Annotated in this window: 14 protein-coding genes; 10 read left to right on the forward strand and 4 right to left on the reverse strand. The window is 48.1% G+C overall.

Annotated features, from left to right (window positions below):
• Positions 1 to 659: 659 nt before the first annotated feature.
• Positions 660 to 2,198: a trypsin-like peptidase domain-containing protein gene (locus F3I09_RS31640; protein ID WP_149699059.1), complete on the reverse strand. Its 1,539-nt coding sequence runs from the start codon at positions 2,196 to 2,198 to the stop codon at positions 660 to 662.
• 226 nt (positions 2,199 to 2,424) lie between these two features.
• Entirely contained in the window at positions 2,425 to 3,417 is a 993-nt protein-coding gene (locus F3I09_RS31645; protein WP_149699060.1) for an acyl-CoA reductase, read from the reverse strand.
• A 92-nt stretch (positions 3,418 to 3,509) separates the two neighbouring features.
• Between F3I09_RS31645 and F3I09_RS31650 the strand changes: the two genes are divergently transcribed.
• The 10 genes from F3I09_RS31650 (at position 3,510) to F3I09_RS31695 (ending at position 15,541) form a co-directional block, all read left to right on the forward strand.
• On the forward strand, positions 3,510 to 3,857 hold the full coding sequence (locus F3I09_RS31650; protein ID WP_149699061.1) for a 4Fe-4S dicluster domain-containing protein: 348 nt from the start codon (positions 3,510 to 3,512) through the stop codon (positions 3,855 to 3,857).
• 181 nt (positions 3,858 to 4,038) lie between these two features.
• Complete coding sequence (locus F3I09_RS31655; RefSeq protein WP_149699062.1) at positions 4,039 to 5,028, forward strand: D-alanine--D-alanine ligase; 990 nt, start codon at positions 4,039 to 4,041, stop codon at positions 5,026 to 5,028.
• 38 nt (positions 5,029 to 5,066) lie between these two features.
• Positions 5,067 to 5,888 (forward strand): PASTA domain-containing protein, encoded by an 822-nt coding sequence (locus F3I09_RS31660; protein WP_149699063.1) that lies wholly within the window; start codon positions 5,067 to 5,069, stop codon positions 5,886 to 5,888.
• 65 nt (positions 5,889 to 5,953) lie between these two features.
• Entirely contained in the window at positions 5,954 to 6,262 is a 309-nt protein-coding gene (locus tag F3I09_RS31665) for a rhodanese-like domain-containing protein (RefSeq protein ID WP_149699064.1), read from the forward strand.
• A 102-nt stretch (positions 6,263 to 6,364) separates the two neighbouring features.
• Positions 6,365 to 6,922: an RNA polymerase sigma factor gene (locus F3I09_RS31670; protein WP_149699065.1), complete on the forward strand. Its 558-nt coding sequence runs from the start codon at positions 6,365 to 6,367 to the stop codon at positions 6,920 to 6,922.
• Positions 6,923 to 7,019: 97 nt separating this feature from the next.
• A complete protein-coding gene (locus tag F3I09_RS31675) occupies positions 7,020 to 8,186 on the forward strand; it encodes a FecR family protein (protein ID WP_149699066.1) in 1,167 nt (388 codons plus the stop codon).
• Between the two features lie 47 nt (positions 8,187 to 8,233).
• The gene (locus F3I09_RS31680) at positions 8,234 to 11,566 is read left to right on the forward strand and encodes a TonB-dependent receptor (protein WP_149699067.1); all 3,333 of its coding nucleotides are present in this window, start codon (positions 8,234 to 8,236) and stop codon (positions 11,564 to 11,566) included.
• Positions 11,567 to 11,584: 18 nt separating this feature from the next.
• On the forward strand, positions 11,585 to 13,009 hold the full coding sequence (locus F3I09_RS31685) for a RagB/SusD family nutrient uptake outer membrane protein (protein ID WP_149699068.1): 1,425 nt from the start codon (positions 11,585 to 11,587) through the stop codon (positions 13,007 to 13,009).
• A 126-nt stretch (positions 13,010 to 13,135) separates the two neighbouring features.
• A complete protein-coding gene (locus F3I09_RS31690; protein ID WP_149699069.1) occupies positions 13,136 to 13,888 on the forward strand; it encodes an SGNH/GDSL hydrolase family protein in 753 nt (250 codons plus the stop codon).
• 21 nt (positions 13,889 to 13,909) lie between these two features.
• Entirely contained in the window at positions 13,910 to 15,541 is a 1,632-nt protein-coding gene (locus F3I09_RS31695; RefSeq protein ID WP_149699070.1) for an FAD-dependent oxidoreductase, read from the forward strand.
• Between the two features lie 41 nt (positions 15,542 to 15,582).
• Here F3I09_RS31695 and F3I09_RS31700 read toward each other — a convergent pair whose 3' ends face one another.
• Together F3I09_RS31700 and F3I09_RS31705 are read right to left on the reverse strand one after the other, a co-directional pair.
• A complete protein-coding gene (locus F3I09_RS31700) occupies positions 15,583 to 16,782 on the reverse strand; it encodes a hypothetical protein (RefSeq protein ID WP_149699071.1) in 1,200 nt (399 codons plus the stop codon).
• A gap of 2 nt (positions 16,783 to 16,784) precedes the next feature.
• On the reverse strand, positions 16,785 to 17,612 hold the full coding sequence (locus tag F3I09_RS31705) for a type 1 glutamine amidotransferase (RefSeq protein WP_149699072.1): 828 nt from the start codon (positions 17,610 to 17,612) through the stop codon (positions 16,785 to 16,787).

Genomic DNA, 17,612 nt, shown 5'->3' on the forward strand with positions numbered 1-17,612 from the left:
ATCCCCGGGGTTGAAACCCGTTTCGTTCCGGGGTGTACGCCCATTCGGAATCCCGGGGTTGAAATCCGTTTCGTTTCCGGGTGTACGTCCGTTCGGAATCCCGGGGTTGAAATCCGTTTCGTTCCGGGGTGTACGCTCGTTCGGTATCCCTGGGGTTGAAATCCGTTTCGTTTCCGGGTGTACGCCCGTTCGGTATCCCCGGGGTTGAAACCCCGGGCTACAAACACGGCACTCCTGACGGAGTGCGTAGCTCCGCCTGACTCCTCCACATAGACGTCTTACTATATAAGCCTCCGACTATTATTTTGGAGGCCGTACGCAGCGAGCGGGCAGGTGGGAATCACTGGCCTTAGTTATTTGAAGTACGCTGATACGCCCCACCAGGGGTTCAATAGCATTTCCAAAGCCAATTCGTCTTCCCAAGCCCAATGTTAAGGAACTTCAAAGAACTACAGCCAGTGATCCCAGCCTGCACCGTGAGCAAGAAGGTCAACGCAATAATCACTGTCAGCCCAATAAGCATTCGCTGCATTCAGCCCGCCAATGGCGGCAACCGCGGCGGGATTAATACCCAACAAAATACAACCCGCATAAAAAAAGAAAGTCCCGGAATCTCCCCGGGACCTTCTCTCCTTAACCTATAAACCTATATGAAATCGTTAGAATTCTGCTCCATTAGCAAGGTCGATGTTATAGTAGTACACACCGTTCAGCTCAGGATACACCCCCTCCACCTGCACTTTCTTTTGTTTCTCCAACACCTTCCTCAGCTCTTCTACTGAACTCACCGGCTGCCCACCAGCTTTCAGAATAATGAAAGACCGTTTCATATTGGTCTGTTTCTTTAACGCACCACCGCTGATATTATCTACATACACCCCGCCACGTATACCCAGTTTGGAAGCGTCGGCCTTGTCGAGCGTTACCAGGTCAGCTCCTAATGCATCAAGTACGCTGGTCTTGATAATGTCGGTATTGCCGTCAGCATTTTTGAGTATGGTGCTGGTAGTATATTGTTTATCATCACGCGTGTAGGCGATGCTGATCTTGTCACCTGGTTTGTAACGGGCAATCTGTTCTGTCATCTGAGGAATAGAAGGAGTTTCTACGCCATTGATACCAGTGATCACGTCGCCTTTTTTGATGCCGGCAGCAGCAGCAGAACCGGTTTCTTGTACACCTGTTACGGTTACGCCGACGATATCCCTTCTGATGCCTGCTTCAGCCCATCTTTCCTCCGGAATACTATTCGGGTCCTGGTAATAGATACCCAGGTATGCACGCTGTACGTTACCATATTTCATCAGGTCATTCACCACTTTCTTCACCAGGTTTACCGGGATAGCGTAGGAATAACCAGCATATGCGCCAGTAGGAGAGGCGATGGCTGAGTTGATGCCGATCAGTTCACCGGCAGTGTTGATCAATGCGCCACCACTGTTACCCTGGTTCACCGCAGCATCTGTCTGGATGAATGATTCTATCGCATTTCTTCTTACCTGTTTATTGATACCGATAGTACGTGCTTTCGCACTTACGATACCCGCAGTTACAGTGGTTTCCAGGTTTAATGGATAACCAACAGCCAGTACCCATTGTCCTATTTCCACATCGTCGGAGTTGCCATACAGCAGGTAAGGAAGATTTTTTGCGTCAATCTTGATCACTGCCAGGTCAGTATTCGGGTCGGTACCGACTACTTTCGCCTTGTATGTTTTGTAGTTGTTGAGCGTTACGGCTATTTCATCCGCATCGTCCACTACGTGGTTGTTGGTAATGATATAACCGTCGTCAGAGATCAGCACCCCTGAACCGGAAGCCATCTGGCCTGGAACGTAGTATTTACGTCCGCCGCCTTCGCCCTGGAATTCATCACCGAAAAAGTCATCGCCGAAAAGGTCCTGTAAAACACTTCTCCTTCTCTGGAGGTTGTTGGTCACCTGACGGGGATTGATCTTTGTTTTGATATGTACCACTCCAGGTACCGCTATTTTAGCAGCCTGGCTAAAGTCAGTAGGAGGCGTTGCATTCTTTACTTCGGCGCCGGGCATGTAGCTGGCGTAATTTACCGGAATGTTTTCTGATCCATTTTGATAGGGGCCTGCCTGCCGGGGTTGATATCTGTTGTACGCGTAGATGCTGGCAACAGCAGTTGCCGCGCTGATTAGTACAGTTGCCGCAATTTGCCGGAATTTCATATGTTTCGTTGTTTAAAGTTTAAATTTTATAAGGAATGAATATCAATTTGCATGCCTTGCGATACAAATTTAAGGGGGCACGCCACTGAACATGAACCACTCCTGTTACTTTAACACATTTTTATATGAATAGTTAATATGATCTTAACGCCGGGACTGACAGATTGTTGTTTTTCATGACAAGATTGTAGCCATTTGCGTACCTGGACAGACATTGTTACAGCCTTTATAATCCTGTCAGGAACTGCATTGTGTCAACACCATCCGCATAGTCTGACAGGCTGGGTTGCTGCGCCATTCCAAAGGGCGTGAAGCCATGGCCTACAATGCACTGAAGATCATTATTCACCTTCAGCTCTTCGCCAAGTGAGGCGGCATCGGTATAGTAGCTGTAGTGCAGGACGCTGATAGGAGAAAAAACAGAAGATGATTCCTGCAAAATGATATTGTCGGCTGCAATGTGCACGGCCTTGCCCAGCAGCACCAGCGCCAGGTTATAATCGTAGTTGTTCTTGTATTTATGATGGTCTGCCAGACGGGCATACTTCCGGAGGCCCTTAAGCAGGGCTTCGAAATTGTAGTTTTCCGGAACGAAGATCTTGGTCACATTTCTGCAACCCAGGCCAAAGTAAAGCATTACATCATCTGCCAGGGCATCCAGTTCGGCAGGTGTTTCCGTTCCATCCAGGATGGCCACGGAAGTCCTGTTCCTGCGGATGATATGGGGATATTTAGCAAAATAATATTCAAAATAACGGGCGGAGTTGTTGCTGCCGGTAGCAATATAGGCGCCGCAATTCTTCAGCATATCCTGCACCTGGGTCTGCTCTTCGTAAGCAGGGTACCATTCCTTGACTTTGTCAATGACATGCTGCATAAGTATCGTATCTTTGGAGGAGAGCTTCAGACGTACCTGATGACCACTGAGGAAGCCGCAGAGCCAGTCATGGAAGCCTACCAGGGGAATGTTGCCCGCAGCAACGATACCTACCTGAAGGGGGGAGGATACAGGAGCAGAATAACCAGTCAGCCACTCGTTTAAACGGGATTCGTCCAGGTAATAACGGCAAATGTTCTTCAGGGAAAGATCAATAAACTCGGGAGTGAACCATCCGTTGGCCTGAAAGGCTCTCTCCTTCAATATCTGAAGGTCTGAATCATTGCCTGACAGGTACTGGCCTAAACGTACAAGGGCTGCTACTTTTGCTGAACTGCTCATGAATCTATATAAATAATTAACTTTTTAAACCTAGATATTATATTTTTGTCTGCAAAATTAATGGCTTACTACTTAAACAAAAAGTTTATACTATGGCAATAAAGATAACAGACGAATGTATTAATTGTGGTGCTTGTGAACCTGAGTGTCCAAATAACGCTATTTATGAGGGTGGTGTTGAATGGGCAATGGCAGATGGTACTACCATTAAAGGTCCATACGTACTGATGGATGGAACCACCATGGATGGTGATCAGCGTAATGCGCCAATTAGTGTAGACAGTTACTATATTGTTCCTAACAAGTGTACAGAATGCCAGGGCTTCCATGAAGAGCCACAGTGTGCGGCAGTTTGTCCGGTTGACTGCTGTGTTCCTGATGAAATGTACCAGGAAACAGTGGAAGAACTGCTCGCTAAGAAAGAAAGATTACACATCTAATATCATTATAAAGGAAGCATAAGGAACTACACCGGTAACTGGTCACCGATCACCATCGGAACGCATACCGGAGCCTAAAGGGAAGAAAGAACGTAAACTTTCTTCCCTTTTCTTTTGCAGTAAAAAAAGTTTACATCCACCATTTTTCTATTAACTTTATCCGCTTATTATTAAATTATATATGAAAAAGAACATCGCCCTGGTTGCCGGCGGATACTCCGGTGAATATGTGATTTCAGTACAGAGTGCCGCAGTGATCGAGAAGAATATTGACAGCAGCAAGTATAACGTATATAAGATCTCTGTTACCCGTGATGGTTGGAATTACATTGGGGCTGATGGCCAGGCGGTAGCAGTGGATAGGAACGATTTTACATTGAATATCAATGGTAATAAGATAAAATTCGACGCAGTATTTATCGGTATACATGGCACCCCAGGGGAAGATGGTCGTTTACAGGGTTATTTTGAAATGCTGGATATTCCTTTCACCAGCTGTGGGATGGTAACCTCTGCACTCACTTTCAACAAAAGCTATTGTAATAAAGTAGTAGCTTCTTTAGGTATTGTAAACGTTTCAAAATCAGTACATATTTTCCGCGATCAGCCTTTCGATACCAAAGATATACTCCGTGAACTGAAATTGCCGGTGTTCGTAAAACCGGCGGAAGGGGGTAGCAGCATCGGTATGTCCAAGGTAAATACTGCCGAAGAGCTGGTGCCGGCTATTGAAAAGGCCTTTAAAGAGGATGCACAGGTCCTGATAGAAGAATTTATCAAAGGCAGGGAGATCACCTGCGGTTTATATAAAGCCAATGGAGAATTGACTGTATTGCCGGTGACTGAGATCATCAGCAGCAAGGAATTCTTTGATTATGAGGCTAAATACACCCCGGGCGTAACAAGGGAGGTGACACCGGCAGAAGCTCCTTCTGAAGTCACCAACCTGATACAGGCAACGGCGAGGAAATTGTATGACAAGCTGAATTGCCGGGGAATAGTGAGAATGGATTTCATCTGGGAAGAAGCGAACAGCCGCCTGTTCTTCCTGGAAGTCAATACAATGCCGGGACAATCAGAAAACAGCCTTGTACCTCAGCAGGTAAGAGCTGCCGGTAAAACCCTGCAGGAGTTTTACGGCACATTAATTGAAGAGTGCCTGAGGAAGTAAACAGATCCGAGTTCATCCTTAACGTTAAAATATAATCTGTGTTCAATAAAATAACGAATCGCTCTTTCGGCTTTAACCTGCTGGTTGTTGTAGGGATTTTCGCCGTTCTGGGGCTGCTTTTCTTTTTACTGCTGGGAGTTATCACAAAACATGGGGACACCCTGACCGTTCCCGACGTTTACAAGAAAAATATACAGGAAGCTACCATGATCCTTGAAAAAGAAGGATTTAGCGTAGACGTAAGGGACTCTATTTACGTGGACAGTCTGCCCGGCCTCGCTGTATGGGAACAGACGCCTGCCAAGGGTTCAATTGTAAAGGTAGGACGTACTATCTACCTGACTATCAATAAAGTAATACCTCCTATGGTGCAAATGCCGGACCTGACAGGGCTGACCTTCCGCAGCGCGGAAATGACCCTGCACAGTCTCAGGTTGAACGTGGGAGATACCATCTATAAACCGGACTTTGCTACCAACACCGTATTACAGCAATTGCTGAACGGTAAAACCGTAAAACCAGGCAGGGACATCCCAGAGGGTAGCAACATCACCCTGGTACTGAGCAGTGGCACCGGCAATACCGAAAACCCTGCGCCAGACCTGGTTGGGCTTACTTTCCTGGAAGCAAAGGAAACACTGAGCGCCAGCAACCTGGGCCTGGGTACTGTCATTATCGATCCGTCCGTGACAGACACCGCCAATGCCTTTGTGATCAAACAGACACCGATGCGCCGTAACAGCCTGAATGAACTGAACATGGTAAGGGCAGGAGAGACCATCGATCTCTGGCTGTCGGCCAGCCGTCCGACAAAGGATAGTGGTGCAGCGCCTGCTCCTCCGGCGGAACAACCAGAATAATCATCACCAAAACCCGGCAATACTGTAATTTGCCGTAGATACACAAACACGTAAAATTAACAGTCATGGAAAATATAAGCGTAACGGAACTGAAAAAACGCATTGACAGCGGAGAAGATCTCAACATCGTGGATGTACGGGAGCCTCATGAGCATGCGGAATTCAATATCGGAGGCATCCTGGTGCCACTGGGTGAGATCCGTGCAATGCAGGTGGATGAACTGGAAGACCTGAAAGATCAGGAAGTGATCGTATACTGCCGCAGTGGTGGCCGTAGCGGACAGGCTGCTATGATCCTGGAAACGATGGGTTTCCAGAACGTAAAGAACCTGACCGGCGGTATGCTGGCCTGGCAGGAGCAGATTGGCAGGTAATTAATCAATATATCATTCTTAATAATGCCTTCCGGCGTGTATGATGTCTCCATTATCATACTGCTTGGAAGGCGTTTTTAATAGCATTCCCCATTGCCTGAAATGCACGATGATCTATATACAGAGAAAGCTATGCTGACCCGTATTGCTGATGGCGATGAGCGTGCGTTCGCGCAGTTCTTTAAAGCTATTTCCCCTGGGATAAGTAATGTAGTCAGAAAGGTCGTAAAACAGGAGGATGCCGTCCATGAAGTACTGCAGGAGTTCTTTATCAAATTATGGCTGCACCGGGATAAACTGCCTGCCGTTGAGCAGCTGAAGGCTTACCTGAAAAGAATGGCCCTGAACGAATGTTTTACCTGGTTGAACCGTCAGGCACTACTGCAGCAAAGACTGGCAGATATCAGGAGCGCCGGCCTGACCACTGTCAATGAAACCGAAGCCGGACTCTCTTACCGCGAAACCCAGCGCATCATTGCCACCGCTGTAAGCGCCCTGCCCACCCAACGCCGGCAGATCTATGAAATGAGTCGCCAGGAAGGGCTGAATGCCACCGAAATAGCCAATACCCTCCAGCTTTCCCCCAGCTATGTCCGGAATACCATTAGCGCCGCCCTGCAGTTTATCAGGGAACAGTTAAAACAGGCAGGCAAACTGTAATAAAAATTTTTTCCCCCGATAGGTACACCCACACTTTTTCTGTAGTCTATATATCTGGAAGATACTTTGGCGACACACCGGGTACTCCGCCAGACAAATGGACCAACAACGTATTCACTATCTGATCAGCGGTTTTCTGGAAGGAAACCTCTCAGCAGCTGAAAAGGCTGAACTGGACGATTTTCTGAAAGATCCGGCCAACAGGGAGACATTTGTTACTGCTGCCAGCCACTTGACCGAAGTGGAAGAACAGGACGCTTTTGATGAAAGCCTTGAACCGGTATTATCCCGCGTACTGGATGTGGACAGAACGCCTGTCACTCCGGCCAGGATAGTGCGCTTCCGCTTCCCTTACTGGCGGGTAGCTGCCATCGTTGTATTGGCTGCCGGTATCGGCAGTTACTTCTACTGGTCGCATAGAACATCGCAAACGCCTCCACTGGCCCAAAATGAATCAGCCACACCGGCTGTGATCCTGCCCGGCAGTAATAAGGCTACTTTAATCCTGGAAGATGGCACGACAGTACCGCTGGACAGCACTGGTCATCAAACCATCAGACAAGGCAATACCATCGTGCAGCGCAACAACGGACAGCTGTTGTATAGTGGCCAGCCTGCAGCCGCAAAACTGAGCTATAATATACTGGCTACGCCCAAAGGAGGGCAATACCAGGTGGTGCTGCCGGATGGTACGAAAGTATGGCTGAATGCCGCTTCCCGCCTGAAATATCCGGTTGCATTTGCCGGTAGTGAACGCCTGGTGGAACTGGAAGGTGAAGCCTATTTCGAAACTGTGAAAGATGCCCATAAACCGTTTAAAGTAAAAGCAGGAGACTTCGAAGTACAGGTGCTGGGCACCAGCTTCGATATCATGGCCTATAAAGATGAAAAGAATACCCATACCACATTGATCAGTGGCGCAGTGAAAGTAGCGTCAGAGAAAGAAAGCAGGCTGTTGCAACCAGGGCAGCAGGCTGTCGTGAATACCGATGCCGGTATTGGAGTGAACGTAGTAAATACCGATGAGGTCATTGCCTGGAAGAACGGTTATTTCTCCTTCAGGGATGCTGATATTGCTGCCGTCATGCGACAGCTGGAACGCTGGTATGATGTAACGGTATCTTATCCTTCAGGTATACCTAAAGGCACATTCTCCGGCGAAATGGGGAGGGGCCTGACACTTGCTGAAGCATTAAAAATATTGGAACAGACTAACGTAAATTTTAAAATAGAAGAAGGCAGACACATTGTTATACTGCCCTGAGTAATTAGCATTCTTTTATAGTCCCGTTATATAAAAACTTCCATGTTATGAAGCAGACCTTACTACTTCTACTGGCATTGCTATGTCTGAAAGTGCATGCCGCCGACACATCCACGCAGATCACCTATACAGGGAAAGATGTTCCGCTGAAAAAGATCTTTTCCGTTATTAAAGAACAAACAGGATATGTATTTTTTTATCGCAATGAAGACATTGCTGACGTCAGACCAGTCACTGTTTCATTTAATAAAACATCCCTGGAAGCTGTACTGAACACTGTCCTGAAAGGTCAGCAGTTACAGTATGCGATACAGGGCAATACCATCGTCATCAGCAGAAAAAAGAACCTTCAGTCTCCAACTATTGATGACGCGTCTCCTCCGGCTGATACCAGCATACAGGGTAGGGTCGTGAACACCAAGGGAGAACCACAGCCTGGCGCCACTGTCCTGATCAAAGGGACCAAACGCGGTACAACGGCCAATGAGAATGGTGTATTCACTTTGCGAAATGTTCCTGATAATGCTGTCTTGCTCATATCTGCCCTCGGACTGAAGGCAAGAGAAGTACTGGTAACAGGCGTTACAGGCCCGCTGACAGTAACACTGGAAAGCGGAACAGAAGCGCTGAGTGAAGTAGTGGTGGTGGGATATGGACAGGTAAAGAAGAGCGACCTGACCGGCGCTGTTGCTACCGTACCGGTGGGAGAGATCAAAAAAGTAGCAGTGACATCACTGGACCAGGCCATACAGGGACGTGTGGCGGGCGTACAGGTAACACAGAACTCCGGTTCACCCGGAGGCTCTACCACTATCCGCATCCGTGGTGGTAACTCTATCCAGGGCGATAATGAACCACTATATGTAATAGACGGTGTGCCCTTCAAGAATGGCGGCGCTGAAAGCGGCTCCAGCTTTAATGTGCTCAGTACCCTGAACCCGGGAGATATTGAGTCTATGACCATCCTGAAAGATGCTTCTTCCACCGCTATCTATGGTTCCCGTGGCTCCAACGGTGTAGTGATCATCACCACCAAGCGGGGCAAGGCAGGAAAAACGATCATCAGTTTTGATACCTACTACGGTACGCAGAATGTACGTCGCAAATACCCGGTGCTGAACGCAAAAGAATATGCTGCTTTTGTAAATGAAGCCAATACCAACGATGGTCTGCCGCCTGTTTATACACCCCAGCAGGTGGACGCTTTCGGCGAAGGCACCGACTGGCAGGATGAGATCTTCCGCAGGGCGCCTATCTCCAATTACCAGCTGTCTATGAGTGGTGGTGATGAGAAAACACAGTTTGCTGTATCTGCCGGTTATTTTACACAGAAAGGGATCGTGGAGCATTCTGATTTCAACAGGTATTCTTTCCGTGTCAACCTGGACAGGAAGATCAGCAATAAGATCAAGGTAGGGAACAGTCTCACCATCAATCGTACTGCTACTAACCAATCCCGCACAGACGGCGCCCTGGGTAGCGGCGGACTGGTCACCATGGCTGCATTACAGTTCCCTCCCTTGCTGAAGGTGCGTAATACAGACGGCTCTTACCTGATGACGGATCCTGCACTCAATTTTACGGCCGATAATCCTGTAGCCCTGGCATTCGACAGTAAGAACAAGAACACCGCCTACCGCTTTTTCGGGAACATTTTCGGCGAATACCAGATCATAGAGGGACTGACATTAAAGGTGTTGTTTGGCATTGACGGCATCCTGCAGAAACAGGACAGCTACCTGCCCAGAAGTGTGGCCAGCGGCCTTGCACAGGGCGGTGTAGGATCTATTTACAACGAACAGTCTGTTACCTGGTTGAATGAAAACCTGCTTACCTACTCCCGTATTTTCAATAAGGTGCATAGCTTTTCCGCACTGATAGGATATACACAACAGGAAAACCATACAGAGAACGACTATGCATCTTCCCGAAGTTTCGTGAATGATATTCTTGGTACAGGCAATCTGGGCACCGGCGCTGTGGCCATTACCCCGGGTTCAGGTGTTGGTGGCTGGGGATTGGTGTCCTACCTGGGAAGGATCAATTATGGTTATCGCGATAAATACCTGCTGACAGTCTCCTTTCGTGCAGATGGTTCTTCCCGTTTTGGCGTCAATAACCGCTTTGGTTTCTTCCCTTCAGGTGCGGTGGCATGGAAGGCATCGGAAGAACCTTTCCTGAGAAATAACAGGACCATCAGCGATCTGAAACTGCGTGCCACCTACGGTACTACAGGAAACCAGGATGGTATCGGTAATTACCCTGCTTACTCTTTACTGGGCACACAGAATTATGTACTGGGCAACAACATCTCCACAGGCCTGGGGCCCAGTCAGATCGCCAACCCTGACCTGTCATGGGAGAAAACGGCACAGGCGGATGCCGGTATTGATCTGGGGCTGTTCAACAACCGTGTTGTGATCACCGCAGATGCCTATTTGAAAAAGACGAGCGACCTGTTGCTCAATGTAACGATCCCCGGTTCTTCCGGTTATTCCAGCGCCATCAGGAACCTTGGTAAGGTACAGAACAAGGGCATTGAACTGAGCCTGTCTACTGTCAATATAGACGGTGCCTTCAGATGGACGACAGACATCAACTATGTAGCCAATCGTAATAAAGTGCTGAACATAGGGAAGACACCGCAGATCTTTGCCGGCCAGGTAGCTAATATCGCACAGAACGTGAATTCCGGTATCATCCGTGTAGGAGAGCCCCTGGGTACCTTCTACGGTTACGTGACCAATGGCCTGTACCAGTCAGAAGCAGAACTGGCGGGACTGGCGGATGCCAGCGCAAAGAAGATAGGCGACAGGAAGTATATGGACCTCAACGGCGACAAGAAGATCGACGATAAGGACAGGAAGATCATTGGCAGCGCACAACCGAAATTCAGCGGTGGTATCAGCAATACCTTCTCTTACAAAGGTATTGACCTCACCATTTTCCTGCAGGGAGTATACGGCAACAAGATTTTGAATGCAAACCGCTTTGAACTGGAATACCTGAACGGTACTACGAACCAGGACAGGGATATGCTGGACAGGTGGACACCCACACATACCAATACCGACATTCCCCGTGCAGCTACTACCAGGCCGGCTAACCGCATCTCTACCCGGCAGATCGAAGATGGTTCTTACCTGCGCCTAAAGAATGTCCGGCTGGGCTATAACCTGCCCGATGCCTGGCTGAAGGCGGCAAAGATCCACTCCGTACGCCTGTATGTTACTGCACAGAACCTTATCACCTGGACAAAGTACAGTGGGTACGATCCGGAAGTGAATCGCTTCGGACAGGATAGCCGCAGCCAGGGATTTGACTATGCCAGTTATCCTACCGCCAAAACATTGCTCTTCGGATTAAATATCACCTTGTAAGTATTTAACAGCACGTATATGAAAAAGCTATTTTTTCTACTGATCTGTACACAAATGTCCTGTAACCTGCTGGACCAGCAACTGGAATCCAGTTTCACGCCGGACAATTTCTATAAGAATGCCGACGATGCCAAAGCTGCTGTCAGCGCTGCCTATGACCCGATGAAAGGTCAGAATATGTATGACCAGGCCATGTGGGTATTGCAGGACCAGGCTACGGATGACGCAGAATGGGGCGGAGGCCGCTCTACTGCCAACCAGGCCAAGAATGATGTAGATAAGTATTCCTTTACACCGGCCACCACTACTTTTCAATCAATATGGACTGCTGCATACTCAGGTATCAACAAGGCAAATGCTGTGCTGGCGCGTGTACCGGGCATCAATATGGATACTGCCCTGAAAAGTCAGTACCTGGCGGAGGCTAAGTTTTTAAGAGGGTTTTATTATTTTACATTAGTGCGCATGTTTGGTGGAGTGCCCATGATCCTGCAGGAAACTACTTCCCTTGATAACCTGGATGTAGCGAGGGCCACAGCAGATGAAGTATACCAGCAGGTGATAAAAGACTTTGCTGAAGCAGCGACAGTACTGCCTGTTTCTTATACCGGCGCCAACCTGGGCCGGGCCACGAGAGGAGCTGCCATCGCTTTCCTGGCCAAGGTGTACTTGACCCGTGAAGACTGGCCCAACGCATCAGCAAAGTGTAAGGAAGTGATGGACCTCGGCGTATATGATATCTGGGATAAATTTGAAGATGCATTCCTGATCGCAAATAAGAATGGAAAAGAGGCCGTATTTGAAGTGCAGGCACTGGGTGGTGGTCTGGGAGAAGGAAGTTATATGCAGGGATATATGCGGCCTAACTTTGATAAGGTGAATGGTATCGCGGGCTTTGGAGATGATCCGGTCACAAAGAACCTATATGATACCTACCGTGCTACAGATAAACGTCGTGATGTGACTATCAGGTTGTACGCTGCTACTTCTACGCCTCCGGCTCCTGCCAGCATCACGTTCCCGGCATACGTATATAAGTACCGGGATCCTGCCGCGACTGCCAATGGAGAAGGAAGTAACAATTTTCCGGTTATCCGTTATGCAGATGTTTTACTGATGTACGCGGAAGCACTGAACGAACAGGCTGGCGGTAATCCTGATGCTTTTAATGCCGTCAACCGCCTTCGCAGGCGCGCCGGTATTCCAGCGCTGGAATCTACATTAGGACAGGCGCAGTTCCGAGATAGTGTGCTACTGGAAAGAAGACTGGAGCTGGCCTTTGAAGGGCACCGCTGGTATGACCTGGTGCGCACCAAACGGCTGATCAGCGCCATGAAAGCACAGAACCCATCCATCGTTGTGAGTGAAAGACATTATTTGTACCCGATCCCCCAGACAGAGATCGATGTAAATACCAGGCTGAAACAAAACCCGGATTATTGAGCGTATTTAACGCCGGGTTTATGACAGGATAACCGGAGCCGTGTAACGGGAGACTGTTACGCATGGTTCTAACAGCATTCCGGACCGGGATGTCCGGGTTTACTTACTGAGCAGAAACACGATTATATGCAAAGACGAACATTTTTACAGGCAGGATTACTCGCCACTTCTTTTTCACTTCCGGGGAAATATGCACTTGCTTCCCTTCCTCCGCAGGCTGCATCGCAGTCCGCGGGAAATGCTGAACCCTCATTGGTGATCAATTCCGGCATCGGCGGAAACAATACAGTAGAGATGCTGGCAAGGATAGACAAGGATTGCCTGTCCCACCACCCGGACCTTACTGTACTCATGGCCGGCACCAATGATATGAACAGTATGAAACATGTGCCGCTGAAAGACTATGAAAAGAACATGCGTGATATGGTGGAGATGATCACTAAGACCGGTAGTAAAGTATTACTGATGACCATCCTGCCTGCTTATGAGCCTTATCTGTATACCCGCCATCCGAAGGCGTTTTATGATCCGGAAGGGTATGTGGCAAGGAGGAACGCTGTAAATGAGGTGATCGCTAAAATAGCTGCGGACACCGGTCAGACCTTGCTTGACATGGGACATGTATTTGAACGTGCAGGCAATATTGGCAAAGAAAAGGACAGTCTCATCCAGAATGAACTGAACAGCGGAAAAACAGATGGTGTTCATCCCACACCGGAAGGCTACCGCCTGATGGGCGTGGTGGTGTATGATTGTATCATCCAGCGGCAACTACCGCATAAAAGAATAGTATGCTTCGGAGACAGCATCACCCACGGTGACGGTGGTACTGAAGGGCATAGTTATCCGGCATATCTTAAAAAGTTACTGGTTCCATAAAACAGATTTAAACCCACAGTTATGAAGCATCTAGTTACAGTATTATTCTTTTGTTTGTTATACCTTATGCAGGCCCGGGCACAGACGCCGGTGGAGGCCGACGTCGTGATCTATGGTGGTACTTCCGCCGCCATTACAGCAGCAGTACAGGTGAAGAAGATGAACAGATCAGTCGTGATAGTATCGCCGGATAAACACCTGGGCGGTTTATCTTCCGGAGGACTGGGCTTTACCGATACAGGGAATAAATCAGTCATCGGTGGCCTTGCACGTGAATTCTATCACCGTGTATACCTGCATTATCAACAGCCTTCCGCATGGAACTGGCAGCCACAATCCGAATACGGCAACAAAGGACAGGGCACGCCTGCGATGGACGGATCCGAACGTACCATGTGGATCTTCGAACCACATGTGGCCGAGCAGGTGTTTGAAGATTTTGTCAAAGAGAACAACATCAAGATATACCGGGACGAATGGCTGGACCGTGATAAAGGAGTAACTAAAAAAGGACAAAAGATCATTGCCATCAAAACACTGAGCGGTAAAACATTCCGCGGTAAGATGTTCATTGATGCTACCTATGAAGGCGATCTGATGGCAGCTGCCAAAGTATCCTACCGTGTAGGAAGAGAAGCTAACAGCGAGTATAATGAAACCTGGAATGGTGTGCAGACAGGCGTGTTTCACCATGGTCATTATTTTAAGAAACCTGTTAGCGCGTATAAGGTGCCGGGGGATGCTAACAGTGGTTTATTGCCACTTATTTCATCACAGCCGCCGGGAGAAAAGGGCAGTGGCGACAAGCGGATACAGGCCTATTGCTTCCGTATGTGCCTGACCGATCTTCCTGCTAACCGTATTCCCTTTGTACGTCCGGAAGGATATGATTCCACACAGTATGAATTGCTGGTGAGAGTGTTTAAGAACGGCTGGGAAGAAGCGTTCAATAAATACGATCCTATTCCTAACCATAAGACAGACGTTAATAACCACGGGCCATTCAGCACCGATTATATCGGTATGAACTATGATTACCCGGATGCATCTTATGAAAAGAGAAAAGAGATCATTGCAGCACATGCCACTTATCAGAAAGGGCTGTTATACTTTATGGCTACTGATCCACGGGTACCGGATGATATCCGTACACATATGAATAAATGGGGATTGTCAGGGGATGAATTCAAAGATAACGGCAACTGGCCGCACCAGTTATATATCCGGGAAGCCCGTCGTATGGCAGGTATGGAAACAATGACAGAACATGAAGTGCTGGGTAAGAAACAGGCCGCTAATCCTGTTGGTATGGGCTCTTATACACTGGATTCGCATAACACACAACGATATGTACAGGAAGATGGCACTGTACAGAATGAAGGAGATGTCGGCATACATGTACCTGAGCCTTACCGTATCAGTTATGGAGCTATTGTACCGAAGAAAGGGGAATGTGAGAACCTGCTGGTACCAGTATGTGTGTCCTGTACGCATATTGCCTATGGCAGTATCAGGATGGAGCCGGTGTTCATGATATTGGGCCAGAGCGCTGCCACAGCTGCCATTCAGGCGATTGATGCAAAGAAAGCTGTGCAGGATATTAATTACGGGCAGCTGAAGGCACAGCTGCTGAAAGATAAACAGCGGCTGTAAAAGCTAAGTTCAATATCAGTGAAGATATAGCTGCCGGAACATTACAGGGCCTGTTCAAAGAAGGCGCAGCTTCCGCCAGTCCAGTTCTGTGGCTTACCTTGTGATACACCGATCATTTTGCTCTTGCTGATCCTGGCAAGATTATGCACAAGTAAAGGTGCAGGACTGCTGTCCGGCCATATGTACATCATGCGTATCTCACAATAGGCAGGGCCTTCCGGTGTTTCCACGGCGGGAGCATATTGCACTTTATGTTGCAGGATCCAGTTCTCCGGGTCGGAGATCTTATCCAGGTCTTCCTGTGTTACATCTATCAGCACGCCTTGTCCTGCAAAAGAGAAAAGCGGCTTGAGTACATAGTTTTCCAGGTCGGTAGGTATGACAGGCAGTTCATGCAGGAACCAGCTTTTAGGGGCATATTCACTGTGAATGAATGGCAATATATATTTACTGATGCGGTAGAACCAGTTAGGATGTGTGATCCATTCTACCTCCAGATCCTGGAAGAGATGTACATGTTTACCCAGTAATTCCTGATGCCGGCGCAAGTCGTCAAATATGATGCGGTTATAGATACGTTTGATCTGTATACGTTTACCATCCAGCTCATAGTATAGTTTCTTACCCTCCTGGATCAGTTCTGTGACACAGACAGTTTTGATACCCAGCTTATGTTCGGTATAATAGAAGTCTATCCTTGTTTTTTGTTCCCGTGGTTTCACCTCCAGGAGCACTACTTCTTCCGGCTCACAGGGTCCGATAATAACCTCTTTCAGCAATTCAAAATAGGACCTTGCATTCAGGCCGTTGAAGAAATTGCAGAGTGTATCAGGAATGGTAAAGTGTGTCCTGAACTGACGCGCCATCAGTTCCTGGAAGGCATATAAAGAGGGAAATCCCTGGAGCTCTATCAGTTTGGGTGTCAGGTTGCCCTCTTCATCACGGCATACGGCAAAATCAATGACCATGAAGTGGGGATGGTCATTTTCATGTGGTACTTTCAGTTCAGGGGGAATGGCATCCCTCGTTTGCTGTTTGAAATCCGGATGGAGGATGACAGCAACAATTTCATCACAGGCTTGCTGTATTCTGGCTGTCAGTTGCGCAGGAATGAATACAGGTGTCTCAGCCACTTTAAAGGCGGGTGCTTCTCCTGCCTCCGCTGCAATACCTGAAAGGAACTTCAGGTACTGGCGTTGTGTGAACTGATGATTGTATGTGGTACGTATTGAGGGGATCATTGTTATAAAGAGCGTTTAAAAATAGCATTATCAAGAAAAGCCGGTATAAAAGCATCATGGGTCAGCATGATCTTATCCGGGTCAGAAAGGTGCGCCAGCATGCCGTAGTATTTTTCCGCGCCGTAGTTAGTAATAACCTGGTTCTTCTTTTCCTGTTGCAACAGGTACATGCGCATGCCTGCTGCATCTGCTTCAGGATGGAATTGTGTACCCAGGCAGTAATCGCTGAAACGGATGGCCATGGTAGCGCGTTCCAGTGGTACATGCGGACGTTCTTTCTCAATAGCCAGCACCTGTGCACCGATAGCTTCCATCTTTTGTTGATTCAGCTCGATGACCTGCCAGTTGCGGCTATCAACGATATAATAAGGCTCAGGCAGTTCGCTGAATACCAGTTCCTGCTCACCGGCAGCTGTTTTGTGCACAGGAAAGACGCCAAATGCCGGAGACCTGCGGCGGCATACATTGCCTAATCCGAGATAGCGGCACATCAGCTGAAAACTGTGGCAGATCAGTAATACCTGTTTTTTATCATTAGAGGTTGCATTCCATTCCCTGATGCCTTCCATGAGGTGGAAGTAATGTTGTTCCCATTCACTGCCTTCGCTATCCAGCGGACTACCAGGACCGCCGGTAGAGATGTAGATGTCGTAGTTTAGATCTGGCACCTGTTGCTGCACCCTCACCTCATATTCATGAAATTCAAGTTGCAGCGCATGTCTTTCAGCATAGCTGGTCAATATTTCCCTGATGCAGCGCATGCCTTCATTAGGGACCTGTTCATACATATCCAGAACTGCTACTTTCCAGTGCTGCTTATTCGGAATCAT

The organism is Chitinophaga sp. CF418, from assembly GCF_900142925.1.
GTDB lineage: Bacteria > Bacteroidota > Bacteroidia > Chitinophagales > Chitinophagaceae > Chitinophaga.